The sequence below is a fragment of the Methanolobus vulcani genome (genome assembly GCF_006546655.1).
GTDB classification, from domain to species: domain Archaea; phylum Halobacteriota; class Methanosarcinia; order Methanosarcinales; family Methanosarcinaceae; genus Methanolobus; species Methanolobus vulcani_A.
Window position 1 is genome coordinate 17,575 of record NZ_VIAQ01000019.1, and the last position, 23,807, is coordinate 41,381.

19 protein-coding genes, 2 tRNA genes and 1 CRISPR repeat array are annotated in these 23,807 nt (G+C 39.3%); of the genes, 9 read left to right on the plus strand and 12 right to left on the minus strand.

The genetic code is table 11. From position 1 onward, the window contains the following. Nucleotides 1-4 precede the first annotated feature (4 nt). Nucleotides 5-295, plus strand: a complete 291-nt coding sequence (gene cas2 / locus FKV42_RS11435; protein ID WP_154810418.1) for a CRISPR-associated endonuclease Cas2 — start codon at nt 5-7, stop codon at nt 293-295. Between the two features lie 7 nt (nt 296-302). Further along, complete coding sequence (gene cas4, locus FKV42_RS11440) at nt 303-905, plus strand: CRISPR-associated protein Cas4 (RefSeq protein ID WP_154810420.1); 603 nt, start codon at nt 303-305, stop codon at nt 903-905. Between the two features lie 112 nt (nt 906-1,017). Further along, nucleotides 1,018-6,232: direct repeats of the CRISPR family, unit length 37 nt; unit sequence ATTCAAAATCAAGATCCATTAAAACAAGGATTGAAAC. A 71-nt stretch (nt 6,233-6,303) separates the two neighbouring features. On the opposite strand, the gene FKV42_RS11445 is transcribed toward cas4, so the two are convergent. The 3 genes from FKV42_RS11445 to FKV42_RS11455 form a co-directional block, all read right to left on the minus strand. Beyond that, a tRNA-Leu gene (locus tag FKV42_RS11445) sits at nt 6,304-6,388 on the minus strand. 225 nt (nt 6,389-6,613) lie between these two features. After that, entirely contained in the window at nt 6,614-7,993 is a 1,380-nt protein-coding gene (locus FKV42_RS11450; RefSeq protein ID WP_154810422.1) for a cryptochrome/photolyase family protein, read from the minus strand. Next, nucleotides 7,994-8,578 (minus strand): SOUL family heme-binding protein, encoded by a 585-nt coding sequence (locus tag FKV42_RS11455; RefSeq protein ID WP_154810424.1) that lies wholly within the window; start codon nt 8,576-8,578, stop codon nt 7,994-7,996. Between the two features lie 123 nt (nt 8,579-8,701). On the opposite strand from FKV42_RS11455, the gene FKV42_RS11460 reads away from it, so the two are divergent. Then, complete coding sequence (locus FKV42_RS11460) at nt 8,702-9,364, plus strand: HAD family hydrolase (RefSeq protein WP_154810426.1); 663 nt, start codon at nt 8,702-8,704, stop codon at nt 9,362-9,364. Here FKV42_RS11460 and FKV42_RS11465 read toward each other — a convergent pair. Continuing rightward, entirely contained in the window at nt 9,326-10,525 is a 1,200-nt protein-coding gene (locus FKV42_RS11465; protein ID WP_230375667.1) for a UDP-N-acetylglucosamine--N-acetylmuramyl-(pentapeptide) pyrophosphoryl-undecaprenol N-acetylglucosamine transferase, read from the minus strand. The two genes, FKV42_RS11460 and FKV42_RS11465, sit on opposite strands and share 39 nt — an antisense overlap. 107 nt (nt 10,526-10,632) lie before the next feature. Between FKV42_RS11465 and FKV42_RS11470 the strand changes: the two genes are divergently transcribed. Both FKV42_RS11470 and FKV42_RS11475 read left to right on the plus strand, forming a co-directional pair. Beyond that, on the plus strand, nt 10,633-11,697 hold the full coding sequence (locus FKV42_RS11470) for a PHP domain-containing protein (RefSeq protein ID WP_230375669.1): 1,065 nt from the start codon (nt 10,633-10,635) through the stop codon (nt 11,695-11,697). A gap of 129 nt (nt 11,698-11,826) precedes the next feature. Continuing rightward, on the plus strand, nt 11,827-12,954 hold the full coding sequence (locus FKV42_RS11475) for a UDP-N-acetylglucosamine--N-acetylmuramyl-(pentapeptide) pyrophosphoryl-undecaprenol N-acetylglucosamine transferase (RefSeq protein ID WP_154810428.1): 1,128 nt from the start codon (nt 11,827-11,829) through the stop codon (nt 12,952-12,954). Between the two features lie 28 nt (nt 12,955-12,982). On the opposite strand, the gene FKV42_RS11480 is transcribed toward FKV42_RS11475, so the two are convergent. Beyond that, nucleotides 12,983-13,576, minus strand: coding sequence for a DedA family protein (locus FKV42_RS11480; RefSeq protein ID WP_154810430.1), 594 nt, complete (start codon nt 13,574-13,576; stop codon nt 12,983-12,985). Nucleotides 13,577-13,758: 182 nt separating this feature from the next. After that, the gene (locus FKV42_RS11485) at nt 13,759-14,511 is read right to left on the minus strand and encodes an SIMPL domain-containing protein (protein WP_154810432.1); all 753 of its coding nucleotides are present in this window, start codon (nt 14,509-14,511) and stop codon (nt 13,759-13,761) included. 240 nt (nt 14,512-14,751) lie between these two features. On the opposite strand from FKV42_RS11485, the gene FKV42_RS11490 reads away from it, so the two are divergent. The 3 genes from FKV42_RS11490 to FKV42_RS11500 all read left to right on the plus strand — a co-directional run bounded on the left by FKV42_RS11490 (nt 14,752) and on the right by FKV42_RS11500 (nt 17,044). Then, entirely contained in the window at nt 14,752-15,528 is a 777-nt protein-coding gene (locus tag FKV42_RS11490) for a hypothetical protein (RefSeq protein WP_154810434.1), read from the plus strand. Nucleotides 15,529-16,244: 716 nt separating this feature from the next. Next, nucleotides 16,245-16,691, plus strand: a complete 447-nt coding sequence (locus FKV42_RS11495) for a hypothetical protein (protein ID WP_154810436.1) — start codon at nt 16,245-16,247, stop codon at nt 16,689-16,691. Nucleotides 16,692-16,702: 11 nt separating this feature from the next. Then, nucleotides 16,703-17,044, plus strand: a complete 342-nt coding sequence (locus tag FKV42_RS11500) for a DUF3467 domain-containing protein (protein WP_230375673.1) — start codon at nt 16,703-16,705, stop codon at nt 17,042-17,044. 290 nt (nt 17,045-17,334) lie between these two features. On the opposite strand, the gene FKV42_RS11505 is transcribed toward FKV42_RS11500, so the two are convergent. Beyond that, nucleotides 17,335-17,406, minus strand: a tRNA-Gly gene (locus tag FKV42_RS11505). A gap of 105 nt (nt 17,407-17,511) precedes the next feature. On the opposite strand from FKV42_RS11505, the gene FKV42_RS11510 reads away from it, so the two are divergent. After that, nucleotides 17,512-18,558, plus strand: coding sequence for an ATP-binding cassette domain-containing protein (locus FKV42_RS11510; RefSeq protein WP_154810438.1), 1,047 nt, complete (start codon nt 17,512-17,514; stop codon nt 18,556-18,558). A 22-nt stretch (nt 18,559-18,580) separates the two neighbouring features. Here the strand turns inward: FKV42_RS11510 and uvrB are convergent, their stop codons facing one another. From uvrB to FKV42_RS11535, 5 genes are all read right to left on the minus strand, one after another. Beyond that, the gene (gene uvrB, locus FKV42_RS11515; RefSeq protein ID WP_230375675.1) at nt 18,581-20,563 is read right to left on the minus strand and encodes an excinuclease ABC subunit UvrB; all 1,983 of its coding nucleotides are present in this window, start codon (nt 20,561-20,563) and stop codon (nt 18,581-18,583) included. Between the two features lie 135 nt (nt 20,564-20,698). Continuing rightward, complete coding sequence (locus FKV42_RS11520; protein WP_154810441.1) at nt 20,699-21,022, minus strand: TIGR00304 family membrane protein; 324 nt, start codon at nt 21,020-21,022, stop codon at nt 20,699-20,701. Then, nucleotides 21,022-21,258, minus strand: a complete 237-nt coding sequence (locus tag FKV42_RS11525; RefSeq protein WP_154810442.1) for a TIGR00304 family membrane protein — start codon at nt 21,256-21,258, stop codon at nt 21,022-21,024. The genes FKV42_RS11520 and FKV42_RS11525 overlap by 1 nt, the downstream gene beginning before the upstream one ends. 54 nt (nt 21,259-21,312) lie before the next feature. Beyond that, nucleotides 21,313-22,437, minus strand: coding sequence for an RNA-guided endonuclease InsQ/TnpB family protein (locus FKV42_RS11530; RefSeq protein WP_154810443.1), 1,125 nt, complete (start codon nt 22,435-22,437; stop codon nt 21,313-21,315). Nucleotides 22,438-22,609: 172 nt separating this feature from the next. Further along, on the minus strand, nt 22,610-23,560 hold the full coding sequence (locus tag FKV42_RS11535; protein ID WP_154810444.1) for a hypothetical protein: 951 nt from the start codon (nt 23,558-23,560) through the stop codon (nt 22,610-22,612). Nucleotides 23,561-23,807 lie beyond the last annotated feature (247 nt).

The window sequence follows — 23,807 nt, forward strand, 5'->3', positions numbered from 1 at the left end:
AGAAATGTTAGTGTGGGTAATATATGACATTGCTGATGATCCAATCAGAAAAAAAGTCAGTGATAAATGCAAGAACTATGGCCTTTACAGGGTTCAAAAAAGTGTCTTTCTGGGCGATCTCAATGCTAACCAAAGGGATTCTCTTGCAATTGAATGCGAAGATCTAATAGACCCTGAAGTAGATTCAGTCTATATATTCCCAATGGATGATGAATCTTTTAAGAAAGTCAAGCTTATAGGACAAGCTTTTGATAAAGAGCTTGTTAGTGATGAAGTATTAACAACTTTCTTCTGAGGATATCATGGAAGAGCTAGAAAGTGAAAGTTCTACAATAATTACTATTTCAGACGTGCTGGAATATCTATTCTGCCCCAGATTTATCTATTTTATGTACTGCCTGGATATACCTCAACATGAAGAAAACAGATTCAAGGTCATCAAAGGAAGAGATGTTCATAAAAAGCGGCAAATGACAAACAGAGAATATGTGAGGAAGAAACTAAACTGTATTAGCAAAGAATCCGAAGTCTATGTCGTTTCCAAAGCCCACCACATAAAAGGAATAGTGGATGAAGTACTTTTTTTAGAAGATAATACTGCTGCTCCTTTGGAATATAAGTTTGCAGAATATAAAGATAAGGTATTCTCAACTTACAAATATCAACTTGTTCTACAGGCATTGTTGATAAAAGAGAATTACAACATAGAAGTTCAAAAAGGATATATCTGCTATACTCGTAGTAATAGTATGATAAAGGAATTAGCTTTTAAGTTATCAGATTTCAAAAAGGCTAATGACATCATCACAGATATTATACAGATAGTTGACAAAGGAAAATACCCTAAAGCAACAAAATCAAAGAACAAATGTATTGATTGTTGTTACAGAAATATATGTGCATGACATAATTATCTTATACTTATAAGGAGTTCAATAATTTTGCAACAAGAATCAGCGTGTTCTGAAAGAAGCAATTTAACTGGTTATTTTGCTAAAAGCAGGAAATATTTGTGCTATTCAAAATCAAGATCCATTAAAACAAGGATTGAAACATAAATTTCAGTGGATCGCAAGCATGATACCTGAATATTCAAAATCAAGATCCATTAAAACAAGGATTGAAACCCTCAATACCTTTGCCGCCTGAAATGGTGCATAAGACATTCAAAATCAAGATCCATTAAAACAAGGATTGAAACATGTTGGATGTTCAAATGCCGAACTAAGACTTATTATTCAAAATCAAGATCCATTAAAACAAGGATTGAAACAGGTTCCTACTGTAAGTGTCTGTGGCGTTGTCTCCATTCAAAATCAAGATCCATTAAAACAAGGATTGAAACCCGTAAATTCAGAATTGCCAGCAGCAGATGTGGTTGAATTCAAAATCAAGATCCATTAAAACAAGGATTGAAACAGAGATACGCGGCTGCTGACTTAAGGCGTGGTGGTGCTATTCAAAATCAAGATCCATTAAAACAAGGATTGAAACAAATCTCATCTCCTCTTCGGCTTCATTAAATTCAAAATTCAAAATCAAGATCCATTAAAACAAGGATTGAAACTATCGATGGTGCATCCGGTAATGTTCCTGAAATATGATTCAAAATCAAGATCCATTAAAACAAGGATTGAAACTGTTAACAATACCGTCCACAACATCAACTTCCGTGATTCAAAATCAAGATCCATTAAAACAAGGATTGAAACAGCAATTCGACCACAATATATGCTACTGTGAGTACGATTCAAAATCAAGATCCATTAAAACAAGGATTGAAACTCCTCTTCGTGGATGAGAAACAGATCAATCTCATAGAATTCAAAATCAAGATCCATTAAAACAAGGATTGAAACAGATCGTATCCGCAATCGGTGCATGGATACCATTTACATTCAAAATCAAGATCCATTAAAACAAGGATTGAAACTGTATTCGTGAACAGATGACGAGTTCCAACCCAAGAAATTCAAAATCAAGATCCATTAAAACAAGGATTGAAACCTCTTGTACCTTGAAGACAAGACTGCTTATGCCATTTATTCAAAATCAAGATCCATTAAAACAAGGATTGAAACAGTTCGAGCTAGAAATCACCCTCGCGGAAATCGTGGCATTCAAAATCAAGATCCATTAAAACAAGGATTGAAACTTGTTCTTCCTATACCGAACATGTAGATTCAGCCTCATTCAAAATCAAGATCCATTAAAACAAGGATTGAAACCGGAAACTGATAAGGGTGTTCTGCTTGAACCTGCAATTCAAAATCAAGATCCATTAAAACAAGGATTGAAACACTTCGATAATGGGTGACTTCTTTACGGCCTTTGATATTCAAAATCAAGATCCATTAAAACAAGGATTGAAACTTAACTCACTGTGGTATTCTGGGTGATGAAGATAACATTCAAAATCAAGATCCATTAAAACAAGGATTGAAACTAATGGAATTCAACAACTATTCACAATATAGACAAATATTCAAAATCAAGATCCATTAAAACAAGGATTGAAACTAGAGTAATTGTCTGGTTGCCTCTGCATCCGCGAGTGATTCAAAATCAAGATCCATTAAAACAAGGATTGAAACCACGTGTGCTGGTGTTTGCCTGGTGTCCCAGGACGTATTCAAAATCAAGATCCATTAAAACAAGGATTGAAACAATGAAACCTCTTGATCATCCCATCACCTACACCCAAATTCAAAATCAAGATCCATTAAAACAAGGATTGAAACAGTTAGGAGAGGTAAAACAATGTGGGCTACCCGGATTCAAAATCAAGATCCATTAAAACAAGGATTGAAACAGATTGTAAATGATTACACCGAAGACAGGAAAATCATTCAAAATCAAGATCCATTAAAACAAGGATTGAAACCATTTACACGCACGTTCTTACGTGCAATGTCTTCGATTCAAAATCAAGATCCATTAAAACAAGGATTGAAACAGAGAGACGGGTAAGTGGAAGACCGTGGCACTCACAATTCAAAATCAAGATCCATTAAAACAAGGATTGAAACAGTAATTCGACCACAATATATAGCATTGTGAGTCCGATTCAAAATCAAGATCCATTAAAACAAGGATTGAAACATGCTTTTGTGTAATGGTGATGGCAAGAGAAGGGATTCAAAATCAAGATCCATTAAAACAAGGATTGAAACTTATCTTGACACTGAAAGGAACCTCACAGAGGATGATTCAAAATCAAGATCCATTAAAACAAGGATTGAAACTAGTAATTGGAGGGGATTGAACCTTAATACTGATGATTCAAAATCAAGATCCATTAAAACAAGGATTGAAACCCGATGAAGACGACGTATCTGTCGATGCCGATGATATTCAAAATCAAGATCCATTAAAACAAGGATTGAAACGGCTATCTTTCCAGGTTCCATCTGCAATTGCTTCCTATTCAAAATCAAGATCCATTAAAACAAGGATTGAAACACCGCCTCATTTCTTCATTTTGAACTGAGACTTAAACATTCAAAATCAAGATCCATTAAAACAAGGATTGAAACCCTAAGGATCGTTTCGGAACACATCTTTTGAACCTATTCAAAATCAAGATCCATTAAAACAAGGATTGAAACCTTGGAGGAGTGATTTGATGAAAGGAATTGATAAGAATTCAAAATCAAGATCCATTAAAACAAGGATTGAAACGAAAAAGATATCTCCGGCTTAAAAAACAGTACCACTATTCAAAATCAAGATCCATTAAAACAAGGATTGAAACTGAAACTCTACTTATAATAATTGCGTTCTGTGAATATTCAAAATCAAGATCCATTAAAACAAGGATTGAAACGATTATCATGGAATATCCGAGGATGATGAGTATCCAATTCAAAATCAAGATCCATTAAAACAAGGATTGAAACCAAAACATACGGTGTCAATTACATAAGCTCAGAACTAATTCAAAATCAAGATCCATTAAAACAAGGATTGAAACGCTATCCCTGAAAGGACACTACGCAACCATATTAAATTCAAAATCAAGATCCATTAAAACAAGGATTGAAACCTACAAGATAGTACATTGCAACAAAAGCAGCAGCAGGATTCAAAATCAAGATCCATTAAAACAAGGATTGAAACAGTCCTACTTTCAAGGATATCCCCTCGAACATAGTATTCAAAATCAAGATCCATTAAAACAAGGATTGAAACCATCGTATTTGAATGCCCTCTTACATTCGCGAATGATTCAAAATCAAGATCCATTAAAACAAGGATTGAAACATCTTCAAGAAAACCTGTAAAGCTCTAGCAGCTTCAATTCAAAATCAAGATCCATTAAAACAAGGATTGAAACTGGCTGCGACCTTATTTCTAAGGCTTTCAGTTGTAGATTCAAAATCAAGATCCATTAAAACAAGGATTGAAACATTCAGGATGTCCTGAAACTGACGAACTGAAAGAATAATTCAAAATCAAGATCCATTAAAACAAGGATTGAAACGCTGTTGCCGGTGCCGGTTATCTGATATATAAGAAAATTCAAAATCAAGATCCATTAAAACAAGGATTGAAACATTTTAGTTTGGATGGAAGAAACAGGAAAAAAATATTCAAAATCAAGATCCATTAAAACAAGGATTGAAACTATTATAGATTATCATAGAGTACATAGAGTACTATGAATTCAAAATCAAGATCCATTAAAACAAGGATTGAAACTTCTAACCCTATTCTTAGCTATCCGATCTGTTTACTATTCAAAATCAAGATCCATTAAAACAAGGATTGAAACTCCTTGATACTATTAATCTTTTCTTCTGCACCACCGATTCAAAATCAAGATCCATTAAAACAAGGATTGAAACGACATAATAAGAAGAAGTTAAAGAACATATAAAAGGATTCAAAATCAAGATCCATTAAAACAAGGATTGAAACTGGTCCTTCACTTCCACAGCTGGCAGAGCTTCCACATTCAAAATCAAGATCCATTAAAACAAGGATTGAAACGTTCATCTCCACACGTGACATTTTGACGAAATTCTTATTCAAAATCAAGATCCATTAAAACAAGGATTGAAACTATTTTTATAAATCCTGTTCAGGATCCCGGGTATTCATTCAAAATCAAGATCCATTAAAACAAGGATTGAAACTTGCCGTATTATCATCTCCTCATTGAATCCTTGAGAATTCAAAATCAAGATCCATTAAAACAAGGATTGAAACTTGCTTTTCCTATGCCGAACATTTAGATTCAGCCTATTCAAAATCAAGATCCATTAAAACAAGGATTGAAACAAAAAAGATTGAGGAAGCTTGACGGTAAGCTCAGAATTCAAAATCAAGATCCATTAAAACAAGGATTGAAACTAAAATAGCCTTCCGGGGCATCCATTGAGAAGGATGATTCAAAATCAAGATCCATTAAAACAAGGATTGAAACTCAGAACATAGATAATAGATATAATCCCCCTCAGCCATTCAAAATCAAGATCCATTAAAACAAGGATTGAAACAGCCCTTCGATCATTCTGTCTATTTCTTCTTGTTTCATATTCAAAATCAAGATCCATTAAAACAAGGATTGAAACGAAAAATAGTAAAATATCCAGAAAATGCAGGCAAGTTATTCAAAATCAAGATCCATTAAAACAAGGATTGAAACAACGGAGTAGCTTAAGCTCTCTTTTTTTTATCAAAAATTCAAAATCAAGATCCATTAAAACAAGGATTGAAACCATTCTGGGAGTTGCACCCATGTCTTTTACAGGCGGATTCAAAATCAAGATCCACTAAAACAAGGATTGAAACTTACATACTCGTTTTTGAGGTGGCTTACATGGCTGATTCAAAATCAAGATCCACTAAAACAAGGATTGAAACTGCCGAGGTTATGAGGGCACAGTATACCAGGCAAGAATTCAAAATCAAGATCCACTAAAACAAGGATTGAAACACTGATTACGGAGGTATAACATGGTAACAAGTACTAAATTCAAAATCAAGATCCACTAAAACAAGGATTGAAACTAGAGGATGTTTTTCAATATCGGGGAATGGATGGATTCAAAATCAAGATCCACTAAAACAAGGATTGAAACGTCATACAGATAACAGCACCAGCAAGCCATTCCTGAATTCAAAATCAAGATCCACTAAAACAAGGATTGAAACAATTAGTTTCAGATGAAACAACAACTTCATAATAACATTCAAAATCAAGATCCACTAAAACAAGGATTGAAACTGACAATGCATTAAGATAAATTCTTCCGTTAGTTCATTTAAAATCAAAATCCACTGTAACAAGGTAAGTGATGCGGGAGGTGCGATTCGAACGCACGAACTCCTACGAGAATGGGTCCTAAGCCCATCGCCTTTGGCCAAGCTGGGCAACCCCCGCACAAAAGAGTAGTCATTAAATATATTGTTCACATATTAATATTACGCAATGAGATATCTATTTTTCATAGAAATGCTATGAAGCCCTATGAATATGGTCCTAAGCCCTGCGCCTTTGGCCAGGCTGGGCAACCCCCGCAAAAGAAGCAACTAACAGATAACACACTGACATATTAATGTTACGTATAATAACATATTTTTCTAGTTCTGAATCCTGATTCTACAATTATCCGATTGACTTAAAAGCTGCAAGTGCCACGTTCCTTTCCTTAGAATGATTCACAATAGGCTGCGGATAATCCACTCCAAGAAGCTGCTGTCCCTTATCCATAGAATGAATGGCTTTTGGTGAAAGACCTTCCAACTCTGGAATCCATTTTTTAATATACAGACACTCAGGATCGAACTTCTTCTGCTGCAGCCACGGGTTGAATATCCTGAAATATGGTTGCGAATCCGCACCCGTTGATGCAGCCCACTGCCAGTTACCATTATTTACGCAAGGATCATAATCTACAAGTTTGCTGGCAAAATATCGTTCACCCCATTTCCAATCAATATGCAAGTCCTTTACAAGGAAAGATGAGACTATCATCCTCACACGGTTATGCATATATCCGGTAGTATTGAGTTCTTTCATTCCCGCATCAACAATTGGAAAACCTGTTTGTCCCTTGCACCATGCATCAAATAGCTCTTCATCACCTGACCAGGAAAGCAAATCGAATTTCTTCTTAAAAGCGTCCGTGAAAACATAAGGATGAGCAGCAGCAATATGAGTAAAGAAATCACGCCAATGAAGTTCATTTATCAGAGTATGATTCGGACCTAATTCACTTTTTACATAGTGATAGAATTCCCTTATTGAAATTGTTCCCAGTTTATTATGAGCCGAAAGTCCGGTAGTGCCAGTTATTGATGGATAGTCGCGTTCATCATCATAATTTTTGAAATCACTTATTTCCTGAAGAATTGAAAGAGCATGGCTTCTGCCACCTTTTGTAAAAAGAGACGGATTCCTGTCTATTGAAAAATCAGAGAGCGAAACACGAGATACAGCCAGATTGCCTGAATAGAATTTACCCCCCTCCTGCATTGCTGGCAATGGAATCTCCCTTTTTGAAGCCTTTTTGAAAAACTGGGAAAACACAGAATAGGTCTTTCCTTCCTTTGTAAGCACAGTACCGGGCTCGTGCAATAAAACATCATGACAGCATATAAGATCAATATCTAAATCCTCGCAGGTATTAAGAATCGCATCATCACGTTTTCTGCTAAAAGGCGTGTAGTCCTTGTTGAAAAAAACAGCTTCAATTCCATGTTTGATTTTAAGTTCCATAATGATATCTTCAGGAAGAACGGAGAATAAAAACAAAATTCCATTTCTGAATTTCAACTGTTGACTCAGGTCTTCAAGACATTCCAGCAGAAACTGGAAAGCATTATGATTGAAATTTTTTCTTTTTTCATCAGCAAGCCCTGGGTCGAAAATAAAGCATGGAATCACCATATCAGAGCTTTCCATTGCAAGATTTAGAGCAGTATTATCATCAACACGGAGGTCACGTCTGAATATGAACAAAGATAATCCGTATTTCTTTGCCAATTATTCCACCTCAATAACAATTTCATTGTGCATCAGTGCGGGAGGAATCCACGGAGGATTGTAGCGCATCTGGAAAAAGTCTTCTTTAGGTACAATGCCGTTTTCATCAAGTTGCAGGCTGAGATCTGAACGCTTTTCTCCAATAATCTCATCTTTTGCATATCCTGAAAATTCAATCACAGCCACCTTTCTTGCTGGAATACTCTGTATTTTGATTTCAGGATTGACAGGTGGAGGTGCATTGTCTGCATCATACATCCGAGGAAGTATAAATGACATATTTACAAGATTTTCATCCTCAAATATGATTAGCGGATATGTCATTTCGATTTTCTCCTTCTCTGCATTATTACCGGAAATATAAGATGAAAGTACAGAAAAAGCATCATCAATATCATTTGATGATGTGGAAACAACAGCCATTTCCCCATACTCCCTTACCTCAGTATTTTCCTCCAATTCGTACAGTACCTTGTATCCAACCTCTTCCGTTGTCATTGAAACGTGCATCCCTGCAAAAAACCATGAACCAAGCATGACAGCAAACACCGTCAACAAAGCAAAAATTGCCCCGCCTTTATCCATAATGGTAAATTGTTCTGGAAGTTTAAAGAGTATTATGGTTCATTTCATGAAAAATATATAGATTTTATAATCTATGATTGAACCCTGGATTAACTAGATATATGCCTATTCAGAGTCTCATTTGTGATTGAAGCTTTTATATTTGATATGGACGGGATACTCATCGACTCCATGCACCTGCATGCACAGGCATGGAAAAATGCGTTTATGGAAGTTGGAATAAACATAGATGAAAGAGACATATTCGCCCTTGAAGGCGAAAATGATTCAGGAATAATAAAAAGAGTCATGAGTATGAATAAAAATGATTCCTTAGACATGGAATCAATACTCACAACAGTAACTGCAAGAAAACATCAGCTTTTTGACAGAGACAATGTCGCTCTTTTTGATGGTGTTAATGATATACTCCGACAGATCAATGGAAAATTCAGGCTTGCGGTTGTTTCAGGTTCCGACAGGAAGATCGTGGAAATGATGATGGAGCAATATTTCCCCGGAATCTTTGAGGTAATCGTCAGTGGTGATGATACTGAAAATGGAAAGCCTGCGCCTGATCCATACAATAAAGCTGTTGAAATGCTTGGCATCAACAAAGAAAACTGCATGGTGGTTGAGAATGCGATTCTTGGCGTTGAATCTGCAAAAAATGCAGGAATATTCACAGTAAGCATACCCACCTACCTTACAAGGAAAGAACTCGAACATGCCGACATAGTCCTGCATGACCACAAAGAATTATTCAGATTAATAGAGTTGCTGATGAGAATGATCATCGGAAACTGAGGACAAATACTCCTCAAGTCTTTCTCTTATGAAAGTCGGACCATGACTCATCAATGCCTGTTCTCTTAATGCAGACACATTTGACCTATATTTTTCATCGTCTATAAGAGAGCGGATAGCCTGCAAAAGCTCCTCAGGTGTTACGGAATAGGAGAATCTTTTACCATACCCATTATCTTCAATGAACTGCGCATTATTTTCCTGTTCATTATGAGATTTGTCAGGGAATGAGATAACAGGAAGTCCATAACTGAGAGATTCTGTAATAGTTCCATGACCTCCTGTGCAGATAACCACATCCACTGACCGGTAATAAGGGAATGGATCTGGTATAAGACGGCGAATGTCCACATTTTCAGGAACATCTTCTAAAAGATCATAGTCCAGGTCAGGTCCACCTATCAGAGTGTAATTGATGCTTTCATCCATTTTTGCAGCCACAAGCAGCGTTTTGAATATCTGGAGACGATAACCGAAACCTCCTATACTGCAAAGCACATGTGGGCGCTTCAGGTCTTTTATTGGAATGACCTTATTGTATTTTTTCCTGAGTACCGGACCGCTGAATATTATTTTATCCTTTACTTCATCAGGAAATGAAAGATTAGAACCACAGATAGTAAAAGGCGGAGCAAAATCAGGAACGAATATCATATTTACATTCCTGTAGATCCATGTATAGAATTTTTTTACAGCAAATCCCACAGACCCTATTAAAAAACCCTTGTCCCTGAAAAAATCCTGCATACTTGACTGGTTGACTATAATACATACAGGGACTTTTTTTCTTTTGGCTGCTATGATTCCGTTGTAGTACCCGTCAGATATCACAAAATCAGGCTTTGTCCTTTCTATTAATCGAGTAACTGAATTAATGTTGCTCAGGGAAATTCCTTTTGCTGTTGAAAGTATAGAACTCTTAAGATCAAGTGAACCTTTTTTACCGCAGAGTCGAAGCTCCTGAGGAATTTCCTCAACAATATATCCTGACTCTTCGATTAATTTTTGTGAATAACCATAGGCCCCTATGAAGACCGTATGACCTGCATTCAGCATTTCAGATGCAAGGGAAATGCATCTTCCGGTGTGACCCAGTCCTTCCCCACACACGAAAATCAAGAAGATCATACGTTTATCAGGACTTATCTGGTATTCACTCATATTTATAGAAGAGATTGATAAATATATAATTGTTTATTATATAGAGAATGAAGAAATCTATAGAAGATATAGATTATCTATTTATTTTTGAGTATAAACATATACAAATGAAAACATCAGAAACAGAATTTACAAAAAATGAAGATTTGACATCAACAACATCAGACAGGAGTAACAGGATGTTCCGCAAACAGGATAATACTATACAAAAAATAATTGCATCCGACAGAGCAACAGAACTTCTTGAAAATGGGTGGTGTAAAGCAGATATGCATGTCCATACTACCTGTTCATACGATGTGCCGGCATGTAAATTCACAAAGCCGGAAAATCTTTTCAAAAAAGGGTTAGCAGATGGCCTTGATTTTGTGACTTTTACAGACCACGACACTGTGAAAGCATATGACAGAATGGGATGGAATAGGGACAAACTAAGTACGGGAGTGGAATTATCAATTAGCGACATGCAAAATGTTGGACACACGGTACACATCAATGCTTTTGAATTTGATAAATCACAATATTCAGAGATGGAAACAATTGTACAGAAAAAGCAGGATGTCTATATGCTTCTTGACTACTTCAGGGATAATGACATCCTGCACATGTACAACCACCCGTTCTGGTTCAAACCGGGAGAAAAGCCCAACATCATGGCTGTGCCTGAGCTTGCAAAACATTTTCCGGTGATCGAATATAACATGCAGGACCTAAAGCAGAAGAACTTCTTCTCAATGGTGCTGGCACAGCGTTACAGGAAAGGAATGGCTGTGACAACTGACAGCCACACAGGCAGGATTGGAAGAGTCCATACTCTTGCAAAAGGAGATACTTTCAGAGAGTATTTCAAAAACATCGAGAAAGGCAGGTCTTATATGATGATCGATGAGCCAATATGGAAACACATCAGCCATGAAATGAATGCATGGGTAGAACTTATCTTTAACATGGAAAAACGTATGCCACATGAGGGTGACTACTCTACTGGAGTGGAGGTATTCGATAGAGTGGTCAACCTCGTTGGCAGAGAGAACAGGGTCAAACACCCTCACATTTACAATATGACAATGCACCTTGCACAGCAGTTCTTTGTTTCTGGTTTACCTTTCCTGTTGTACAGGATATCAAAACAGCCACAGGTTTCCAGAATCGGACGTGTTGTGAACAGTTAATGTGCAATAGCACATCCTCTTTTTGAAAAACAAACTTTTGAAGAATTAGCCCGGGTAATAGTATTTTTAAAAGATCAAAACGTATGAACACCGGTCAGTTTTTGAGCTGGCTGTTTTTTTGGTGTTAAGATGAAAGTAATGATATTTGTCTGCGGCGAAGGTCTTGGACATACCAGCAGGTGTATATCCATTGGCAAGGAGCTTGTTTCTGCAGGGCACGATGTGCATTTCGGAGCTTACGGATATTCCAGGGAACTGATTGAACGTAAGGGATTTAAAACCCACATGGTTCCCTCGGAGATAACCCTTGTCGGCAAGGCAGGTTCACTGAATCTGAAAAAGTCAATTCTTGCAACTTTCAAGAGAGGGCAGTTCCTCGGCATAATAAAGATACGCAAATTTCTCAAAAGAACAAAGCCCGATGTAGTTATCTCAGATAGTTATTTCATGGGAATGTTAAGCGCTAAATCCCGCAGCATTCCATGCTATTTGATTGTCAACCAGTCAAATATGGAAGAATTCTTCAAGGGCAAGGGTGTTTCAAGCAAGATACTGGCCGAGCTTGTGAAAAAGTTCTACACCGGTATGTTCAAGATGGCTGACAAAGTGATAATTCCTGATTTCCCTCTGCCACACGCGGTATGCAGAAAGAATCTGGATTTTAAGGAAAAAACATGGAAAAAAGTGTTTTTCAGTGGCCCACTCATTGGAAAGACCTTTGAAGAAACAATTGCCAAAGAATTGGAAAAACCTCACGTGCTTTGCACTGTTGGTGGATTCGGATACCGCGAACCTATTTTTAGAAAGGTCATTGAAGCTGCAGGCATGGATAAATCAATCAATTACACTTTACTTTCGGGCCCAAGTGTTGACCCTGCAAGTCTTGGAACACTGCCGGAGAATGTTACAATACTGAAATTCATTGATGACCAGTTCCCATACATGAAAGCTTCAGATCTTGTTATTGCTCCCGGAGGCCATAGTACCATGATGGAAGCTCTGAGTTTCGGAGTTCCTATGATAACTGTTCCTGACCAGAAACACAGCGAACAGCAGAACAACGCTCTTGTTATCGAGGAAGATGGTCTTGGAAAGATGCTGGACTATTCCACATCTCCTGACGTGATACTTGAGAATATCAGGGTACTTATTGATGATGAAAAGTATAAAAAGAAGCTTACTGAAATGCGGGAGCTGGCAGTGGAACTGAATGGACCGGGGGCTGTAAGGTTGCTGGTTGAAGAGATGGAAAATTGATAGAATCGGAAATTAAATCCTGTTGAATTCAGTGTGAGAAGATCTTTTTATGATAGAGACTCAAAATTATTGTGAATAATCCAACTACAGCAAAAAAGATGACATGACCGAGGATACTGATATCAGTTATCAGGTTTTGAAGGTTACTATGGAAAATGTATCCTGTGGTTATCAAAAATGGGTAAAATACCAATAAAGCCAGCAGGTCGTAAAAAACAAATTTGCGCCAAGGAACTTTTGCAGAGCCTGCAACTACGGGACCGAAAACACGCAGACCTACTATAAGGCGAAATGTAAAAATGGTTTTCCCACCGTGATGTTCCATTAAATCCTCATACCGGGCAATCGTTTTCTTATCTTTGTTGTTATCGAACCGTGAGAGTAATTTATTGCCGTTCCTGCTGAGCCAGTAGAGCAAAATATCACCGGAAGCACCTGCCATCAGGCTGACAACAATCACTATCCAGAGGTTTCCAAATCCAAGACTGACAATATAGCCTACGATGAGTAGAAGAACCTCTTCGGGCAGTGGAATGAAATGCCCCAGAAAGCCGAGAGTTATAAAAATACCAAGATATGACAGATGTTCAAGATAAGGTATTAAGAACTCCCAGTTACTCATTTTGGTTAATCAGTAATTGAATATATAAAAGCTCTTTCAGACTTGTAAAAAGAGAGGAATAGAAAGGGAGGGAGTTGCAAAGGAATATTCGTTTTTATGCAACTCCCGAGTGGAGTGGTTGGTAGGGTCGTTTTTATAATCGCTCTTTGAATGGTTAAGTCCTGTATCCTACATCATAATATTTACCCAATGTAGTATGTTACGTCTACTGACATTGAAACTGTGGACTCACCGGGTTCTATTGGTGTGGAAATTCCACCTGCATCCATTGCTGCTTCTTCCACGACATACCTTCCATAATAGATGCCAGTGTCACCGTTCTCATACATAGATGCGGTCTGCACGCCTGTGATCTTAAGACCCAGGTTGTCTGCGAGTTCATCGGCCTTTGTTCTTGCATTATCTACGGCTTCACCTACAAGCTCATCACGGAGCTGCTCCTGCATGTCGTCAGAGACTGTGAAGGAGATACTTCCTATCTGGTTGGCTCCTGATGCAGTTGAGTTGTCTATGATATCGCTCAGGTAATCGAGCTTTGTGGTTGTGACCTGTACGCTGTTGGATGCGGAATAACCTGTGATGGTTCGTTCCCCGTCATAATTGTAGACCGGATACACTGAAACATAGGATGTCTGTATTTCTTTGTCTTCAAGACCGAGTTCTTTGAGTCCTGATATGACAGCGCTCATGATGGCAGCATTCTCGTCAGATGCTTCCTGTGCTGTTTCGGACTGGATTACAACGCCTATACTTAATGAGGCGGTGTCAGGGACGACCTTCTGTTCGGCATATCCGCTCATGGTAATTGTGTCTGCTGTAGTTTGTTCAGCACCATCCTGTGAGATGGCATAGATTGTTAGTGACATCACCACCAGCACTACGGATAGTGCAATGACAGCGATGTATGATTTATCGTTTTTAGTGTCAGATGACATGTTATATCCTCCTCTAATTGCCTTCCTACCGGTGATCATGACCGGTTATTGCAATTAATAGAAAGACTTGCACATATTAAACAATTGTCTAAACTTCAAACTCATTTGCAGCTATGGCGGGCGCTTGATAGCGATGAACAATTGTGAACAATGGTGACCATATTATTCTGATAGATATCTGAACCCAAATTATTCTCAGATTTGCAAAGTCCTATATACCAGATGATTGGTCATTTATTTATGAATAAAACAAGAATAATTATGATGTTGGTTCTTTTATTCCTGGCGAGTTCAGGATGCACGGAACAGGATAAATTTACAATATCGGAAAACGCTACTATCCTTTCCATGAAATATGTGACTACTTCGGTAACTGATATGGAAATACAGGAATTGGTGATCAATTCAAGTACCATGGACCTCAGTATTTACAGTCTCACCCACCAGCTCAAAGCACATTACACCAGACCAATGATAGAGTATCAATGGAAGCAGCCACCTTATATGTTAACTGGAAAGCCTTTCCTTGAGATCAGTTCTTCTTCAGAGGCAAAGAAAATCCGGCCAGATGTTATAGGTTCCGGCACACTGGAAGTTACGGTGTTGCAGGATGGTTATATTCATACGGTAACCATTGATTCTGATTCCCCGGAATACCAGTTTGAAGATTTATACCAGATTGAAGATTACATGGATTTCCAGAGACTACTTGCACTGGAGCCGTCGTTTGAAGAAGCACAGGCAATTGTAGAACCGTGGATAATTTCGATGCCAACATACAGTTTTGATGGTTCCAACCTGACACTCGAAGAACATATTCGTGAAGATACGCTGCCTTCCATGCACCTGTTGATCTATACATTCACCAGCAGTCATGAAGGCTATGGTGACCGCTCGAATGAAGAGTTAACCGAATCCCTCACAAATCACACTATCAGGGTTTCTTTTAGTCAGCGTGAAATCACAAAGGCCATAATTGATGGTTCATGGGATGAGATGAAACAGGAGTCTGTTTGAGAAAAGAAGCTCAGGAATAAGATCGATGGAGTCCGCTTTAGCCGGCTCCCCTATGCTCCTTATACCGAAGGATTGTTCGACGTATGGAGTCGAGAAGGAATTTGATTTTAACTCAGGTTTTTGGTAAAAAATAAACTCTTAAACTCAAAAAGAAAGTAATACTCTTGCAAGATATAGATTAGGAAAGAATACTCATCTGATGAATTCTAATCCAATAATAAAATCATATTCACTTTCATGTTCTTTTAGGATTTCTAATACTCTTGCCTTGTGAGTTTTTGGTAAACATACATCATTTCGTCCTTGGGATTTATATTCTTGGAGATAACCATCTTTCACAAGTCGATGTAATGCCTTTTTGTAATCATCATTACAAGGTTTTCCTTTGATAAGATCACGTTTACTAATGTGTTTTCTTGGGCACCATCTACGCATGTATGCTATTTTCCATATAAGGAATAGTTCGTATTTTGTGAACCCACATGACATAAACTTTTAATAGAATTGAAAGTAAATAAAGATATGGTGTTCATCCAATTGAACACCTTGTCCAATAGAATTATATAGTTTTGTTGGACTATACAAGATTGCTGGAGTTAAGGCAATATATATAATAATATATTGCATAATATATTATTATGAACATTCATGTGTTACTATTAGTGGTACGTAAAAAATGCGGTAGCGCATACTGAAAACATAGGAGGATAAATGTCATGGCACTTGAAGACATTTTTGGTTCGACGACTGCAATCAAAATATTTGACTTCTTGGCAAGCAATCTGGATTCTAATTACAACCAATCACAAATCGCAAGATGTGCAGGAGTTTCCAGAGGCATGGTGAATCAAAAGCTTCCTGATATGATCCTAAATGGATTGATAGAAGTAAAGGAAGAAGCAGGAACCATGAAGACATACCAACTCAAGAAAAATGACTTGGTAAAGATGCTAATCAATGCATCTATGATTAACAGTTTCATGTTTGCCGACATGGAAGATGAAGATGAAGAGTTCCTTGAGGCAAATTTAAAGGTAGATCCACTCATAAAGGAAGAGGAAATTAGGTGTTACTGTGGCCCATCTGAACCGGTATGTGAAGAACCTATATACCTAAAAGACTACAAGAATGGACACATAATTGGTACGGCTGTATCTGCATAAAAGGTGAATTTATGGAATCGATGAGACCTGATGAAAGTGAAGAACTTGCACCTGTTGTCGAAAAGAAGGTAAAAGACAAAATAACAGTTGCTAGAACACCTTTATTCACTAAAAAATATGCAACCAACGTGCTAGTTACACATACCGACTCCGACTTTAGAATTGAATTGTTCAACGAAAAGTTTAGAGTTGAAGATAAATGGGTGTTTCACAGTGATGGATTAGTCATCCTTACTTTTGAAGCTGCGAAGAAATTATTGGTTGATTTAACCGAATGCGTTCAGAACTATGAAGAACAAAATGGTGAAATTGCAATTTCAAGCGAACGAAAAGAAGCAGAATTTTTAATCTAAAACTACTTTTTTACTTTTTTATTAATATTGAATATTAATGATGTCTATTTTTTAACACGTTTCTATTTTTGAGTATTCAATTTTGAATAAGTTACGTAATCAATTCTGGGACACATGAAAGATATCCTTTCCTCACCAGTTCGGATCAAATTCTAGGTAATTATTAGCCTAGGTCTTTTCTTTAATGAATCTCCCCAGAGCCATTTGATATAAACTTCCTGCATCCCTGCCCTAAAAACAAAAGAAAACAAAGTCTTCTAACAAACTTAATTTCATAAAAAAAAGTTGAGTGCGCCGACCGGGATTCGAACCCGGGTTTAAGGCTTGGAAGGCCTCAGTCATAGCCACTAAACCACCAGCGCAGTTTGGACACCCAATACAGTGCTTTTTCCAATATAATCTTTTCGCCTGATAATGAATCTAATCAGGAATTATATTTAAAGACAGAAGTCATTCACTAATATCGGATGGAACAGGAACACTCAGACGAAGCGATCCGCACTGAAGGGATAAGCAAACATTACGAGCAGGTAAAAGCTGTAAAAGGCATCAACATTACGGTTAAAAAAGGAGAGCTATTCGGCTTGCTTGGACCCAACGGAGCAGGGAAATCAACACTCATAGGGATGCTCGCCACAATGCTCAGGCCAACTGAAGGAACAGCTCGAGTCTGGGGACATGACATCAGGAGCGAACCAACAGAAGTGCGCATGTCCATAGGAGTCGTGTTCCAGGGCACCACCCTCGACCAGAAACTCACCGGACGCGAGAACCTCGACATTCACGGAAGGCTCTACGGACTCGGGAAGAACGAGCGCCATGAGCGCATCGATGAAGTGCTCAAACTCGTAGAGCTCAGCGACTGGGCTGACGAGGTGGTGCAGAAGTATTCCGGCGGAATGATGCGCAGGCTCGAAATAGCAAGAGGACTCATGCACCATCCAAATGTACTCTTCCTTGACGAACCCACCCTTGGACTTGATCCCCAGACAAGGAACCATATCTGGGAATACATCAAGAAGCTCAACCAGGAAAAGAACATCACTATGATCCTCACCACCCACTACATGGAAGAAGCTGACGTGCTCTGCAACCGTATTGCCATCATCGACCACGGCGAGATAATCGCCGAAGGCACTCCAGCAGAACTCAAAGCAGAATTAGGTGGAGATATCATAACCCTCACCTTCAGCAGCGAAGATGAAGCCGCAAAAATGGTTGAACACTACAAAAATCGCAAGAGTCATAACAATAACAATAACAACCCCGACACAAATGAAATAACCACCACCGGCACATCCATCCGCATAACCGCCACCGACGGTGAAAGAACCATACCGGAACTCATGAAGATCAGCACCGACCTGAACCTTCACATAGAATCCGTCAGCCTGAGAAAACCGACCCTTGATGACGTATTCCTTCACCACACCGGCAAAAACATAAGATACTCAGGCCCTGATGACCGTAAAAGAAGACGCGGCATAAGGCGCATGAGACGCAATGCAAGGTAACCAATTCAGATTATAGAAGTCATCACAGGGAATACTCTTCCCTGAGTTCCTTTATCCTGTCTCGAAGTTCTGCCGCCCTCTCAAATTCAAGATTCTTGGCAGCAAGGTGCATATCAGCTTCAAGGTCGATGATGATATCTTTAATCTCACGTGCCGATGCATCCTCGGCAATTGCCAGGACACCTGAAGCAGGTTTGTATTTCTCGCCCTCAACAAGCTCCTTCTGCAAAGCCTTGCGAATTGTGGTTGGAGTAATGCCATGTTCTTCGTTGAATTCCATCTGGAGCTTGCGGCGTCTTTCAGTTTCATTAATAGCGCGCTCCATAGAACCGGTCATATTATCAGCATACAGAATGACACGTCCTTCCGAGTTTCTCGAAGCACGTCCGATAGTCTGGATAAGCGAGCGCTCAGAACGCAGGAAACCCTCCTTATCAGCATCCAGTATAGCAACAAAAGCAACTTCCGGAATATCAAGACCCTCACGCAGCAGGTTAATTCCGATAAGCACATCGAACTCGCCTTTTCTCAAATCCCTGACAATCTCTGCACGCTCAAGTGTGTCAATATCCGAATGCATATAGCGCACCCTGATACCAAGCTCCAGCAAATATTCCGTCAAGTCCTCGGACATCCTCTTTGTCAAAGTCGTCACCAGAGTCCTGAATCCCTTTGCAGTAACCTTGCGAATCTCACCAATAAGGTCATCCACCTGATTCTCAACCGGCCTGACAGTAATTTCAGGATCAACAAGACCAGTCGGGCGAATAATCTGCTCCACCACAGCCTTACTCTTCTCAATCTCATACTCCGCAGGTGTGGCAGAAACATAGATCACATTGTCAAGCCGTCTCTCAAACTCATCATAACGCAGCGGCCTGTTATCAAGAGCAGAAGGTAACCTGAAACCATACTCCACCAGTGACTGCTTCCTTGCCCTGTCGCCGTTATGCATTCCACGAATCTGCGGGATGGTCACATGTGATTCGTCAATGACCAGAAGATAATCATCGGGGAAGAAATTAAGCAAAGATGATGGAGGCTCGCCGGGACGGCGGCCGTCAAAATGCCGGGAGTAATTCTCAATACCACTGCAATAACCAAGCTCACGAATCATCTCCATGTCAAACTTGGTTCTCTGTTCCAGTCTCTGAGCTTCAAGCAAACGATTCTCCGACCTCAGCACAGCCAGCCTGTCATAAAGTTCAGCCTCAATTGTACCCAGAGCCTTGTCAATGTACTCTTCCGGCATAACGAAGTGTTTGGCAGGATAGATACCGATAGTCTCCCCAGGAAGCACTTCATCCAGCGCTTTTCCGGTAAGAGTATCAAAATAAGCGATCCTGTCAATCTCATCACCAAAAAGCTCGATTCTTATTCCTTCCTTCTCCTGCGCAGGGAATATCTCAATTGTATCCCCACGCAACCGGAAAATACCCTGAGTGAAAGCAACATCGTTCCTTTCATATTGTATATTGATCAAAGACTCAAGGAAAGCTGGCCTGTCAATCTCCATTCCGGGAGTCAGCATCACAGACATAGCTCTCCATTCATCAGGAGAACCAAGGTTGTAGATACAGGAAACACTGGAAACCACAATTACGTCTTTGCGTTCCAGCAAAGATTTGGTTGCCGAAAGTCTCAGCCTGTCTATCTCTTCGTTAATTGACGCATCCTTTTCGATGTAAGTATCAGTAATAGGCAGGTAAGCCTCAGGCTGGTAGTAATCATAATAACTGACAAAATACTCAACGGCGTTATCCGGAAAAAACTCCCTGAACTCTGAAAATAGCTGTGCAGCAAGGGTTTTGTTGTGTGCAATCACAAGAGTTGGTTTCTGCACGTTCTCTATAACATTGGCTACTGTGAAGGTCTTTCCCGAACCTGTCACGCCGAGCAATGTCTGGTGTTTCTTTCCTGCCAGCATACCTTCAGTTAGCCGGGCAATTGCCTTGGGCTGATCACCCTTCGGACTGTATTCAGAAACTAGTTTGAAAGGACGCATCACTATGTGTATTGAGCCGAAAGCCTATAAACGTATTCACAGGTGAAGCGCATGCGCATTTCACATCAGAAAATAGAATAAAACGGGTTAACAATATCACTGCCTCACCACACGATTCACAAGGATGTTGTGCAATCATCGGGCGAATATCAGGAAATACAACACCATTAGCACAATTGCCAGTATCATCAGTGTCTGAGCACTTTTATTGTCTGAACCGATTATGATTGGAATCGGACCTATCATGATAAGGCCGCTACCCCTTACCTCTGTTTTATCAGAAACTGACCCATTACTAGCCTCACCATTTGAAGAGCCATAATAAGATGAATCTGAATTTAATGAGTATTCATCTCTTATTTCATCATTTTGAGAGCTAGATACACCTGAAATAAAAAGTAATACAAAACCTGCAATTATCATCAGCATTCCCAATAGTATCAGAATGGTCCCAAGCATCACAATCTCCTCCTTGCCAGCAGATAGATCACAGCTATCAGGACACCTGCCCAGAGTAAGGATGTAGTAATCTCTGGAGATGAGCCGAATGCAATTGGGATCGGACCGATCATAACAAGACCACCAAAATTACCACTGCTGCTGAAAGAAGAAACTATTGCACCGGCAAAAACAAGGAAAAATCCAAAGAATACAAGTAGTGAACCCAGTTGTGAAAGATCCTGTGGCGAACGCATGGGAATCTGTATGTTAAAGGTCTGTTAAATAAGTGACAGTGACTGCTCCCACGTCTAAAGACCGTGGGCTTCTACGGATTTGATACCGACAGATTGCAATCCCAATCTGAGAATGTTGATAGCCGCATTGTGGTCACGGTCTAACACCAGACCACAGCTATTACATTTGTGTGTTCTATCTGCTAATGTTTTTTCCACTAACAGACCACACCTTGAGCACATTTTAGAAGTGTTCGCAGGATTAACCAATGCAACTAAAGAACCAGCACTTTCAGCCTTGTACTTTGTTGCAGAGATTACCATATTCCATGCGGCATCTGATATGCTTTTTGCGAGACAATGATTTTTAAGCATGTTCTTGATGTTCAAATCCTCAAAAGCGATGAAAGAATACTCATCTACCAATTGTCTGCTTAATTGATGAATGAAATCATATCGCTTATTTGCGATTCTTTCATGAACTCTCTGTACCACTCGAATAGCTTTTTTACGTTCAAGGGAGCCCTTTGTGGTTTTGGATAACTTTCTTTGAGCCTTTGCGAGTTCTTTTTCTTCCAGACGGAAAAAGCGAGGGTTGGATATTGATGTTCCGTCAGATAGAGTTGCGAAACTGGACAATCCCATATCAATACCTACAACATGTTCCATACTACGCTCTGGAATTTCTATATCCTCACATTCTGTTGTTATGGAAACGTACCATTTTTTACATGCGGAGCGTCTAACGATGATTCTTTTAATATCGCCTTCAATTTCCCGATGTACTTTTACACGAACATTTCCGATTTTAGAGAGATACAAAACGTTATCTTCGAGTTTAAAACCCATCTGCGGATATGTGAAACTATCATACCAACCTTTGCCTTTGAATCGAGGGTATCCAGGTTTTTCTCCGTTCCTTACACGTCTGAAAAAGTGTTTGAATGCAAGATCTACTCTTTCCTGTACTTCTTGAAGGGTTTGAGAGAATACTTCTTTGTATTCGGGATTCTCTTTTTTCCATTCAGGAAGCAGTTTGTTAAGAGTGTATTTTGAGAGTATTTCCCCTCTTTCCTCATAGGCGGTTTTTCGTTCTGCTAATGTACGATTATATACTTGTCTGCATATCTCCAAGCTACGCTCCATCTGTTTTTGTTGTGGTTTGTTAGGATAGATACGGAACTTGTATGTTTTACGCATTAGACATTAATGTATTCAATTAGCTTAAAAAGGTTATGATAGAATAAGATTAACGAAGAGGTGGGGTACGATTCATCCCACAACTAAATTCATGGGCTTTCTCTACCCCTACACCCCGCTAGTCGTAAAACAATATGAATAGCAAAACTGAAATTCTCTGAAAATAGAAAAGTTAGTACTGGAACCTGTAATCCTGAGGCATTGAAGCCATCTGGTCAATGCTCATATCAGATTCCGGTTCAATCTCGTCTGCAATGTAGCGATATTCGCGCTGTGTCCTGTTTCCTCTGCGTGCAAGAATATTCTTGCGGAACATACGGGAAAGATAGGTGGACACTGTACTCTGTTTTATTTCACCGTAAATGCGCTCATACTGCTTCTGTATGTCCTGTGATGAGAACCAGATTCTTGGGTACTCATATTTCAGGAAGAGTTCCAGACGTTCATTGATGGTTAGTGAAGTGTCATTCATCCTGTTATGAAGTGAAGGAACCTTGCGCTGCGGTGCTGCCTGGCGCATAACCTGTGCAGGAGCTTCAATAGGAGGTACAGCCGACATCATCTGGTGGATAGGATTCATTGTCTGGCGGACCGTAGATGACAGTGGTGGTGTCGGCTGTCCATACCCGTATTGCTGTACCCCCACAGGAGGTAGAGTGTTGGGTTGTATATATTGCGGCGGTAATTGATAATCAGTTATTGTGTTTGGAACTGAACTATGCACCGGCTGCGGTACATAAGCCTGCCTGGGCTGTTGTGTTTGTGGCAGCACATTCTGCGCAGGAATCTGTGTCTGCTGTACTGGCAACTGTGAATACTGTTGCTGATACTGCTGAGACATATTTGCCTGCTGTGCTGGCTGTTGGGAAATCATAGGAGATTGCTGCTGAACAAATTGTGGTTGATATGGAGTCTGTTCAGCAATACTTTCCTGAGAATTAGTAGTAGGAATTGATGCATTCTGCATCGGATAAGATGAATTGGACGAAGGTTCGGAAATATTTTTAGTCTCGTCTGCATATAGATCCAAGAATGCCAGCAGGCGTCGCCTGTCAGCAAACTCGAACTCGGCGCTTGCTTTGTTAGTGCCATCGTCGTTGATGATCTCAAGCCGAACCTTCATCCTTTTTGCCTCTTTGCGGATCCATTCATCCCCTCAGATATTGATGGATTCACAAAACCATTTATCCCCTCAGACTCATGGTGTTGCTCATTAATCTTGATCCGTTATCGTGTGAATACATCAGGAACACATTGTTTCTCTGTGCTTCACAATACTTACATGGTATTAATAATATATAAATATTTGCTCTAATAATGAGTCGGGATTTGTTTTAAGAATAATCAAAGCAATATTAAAGCTTTATTTT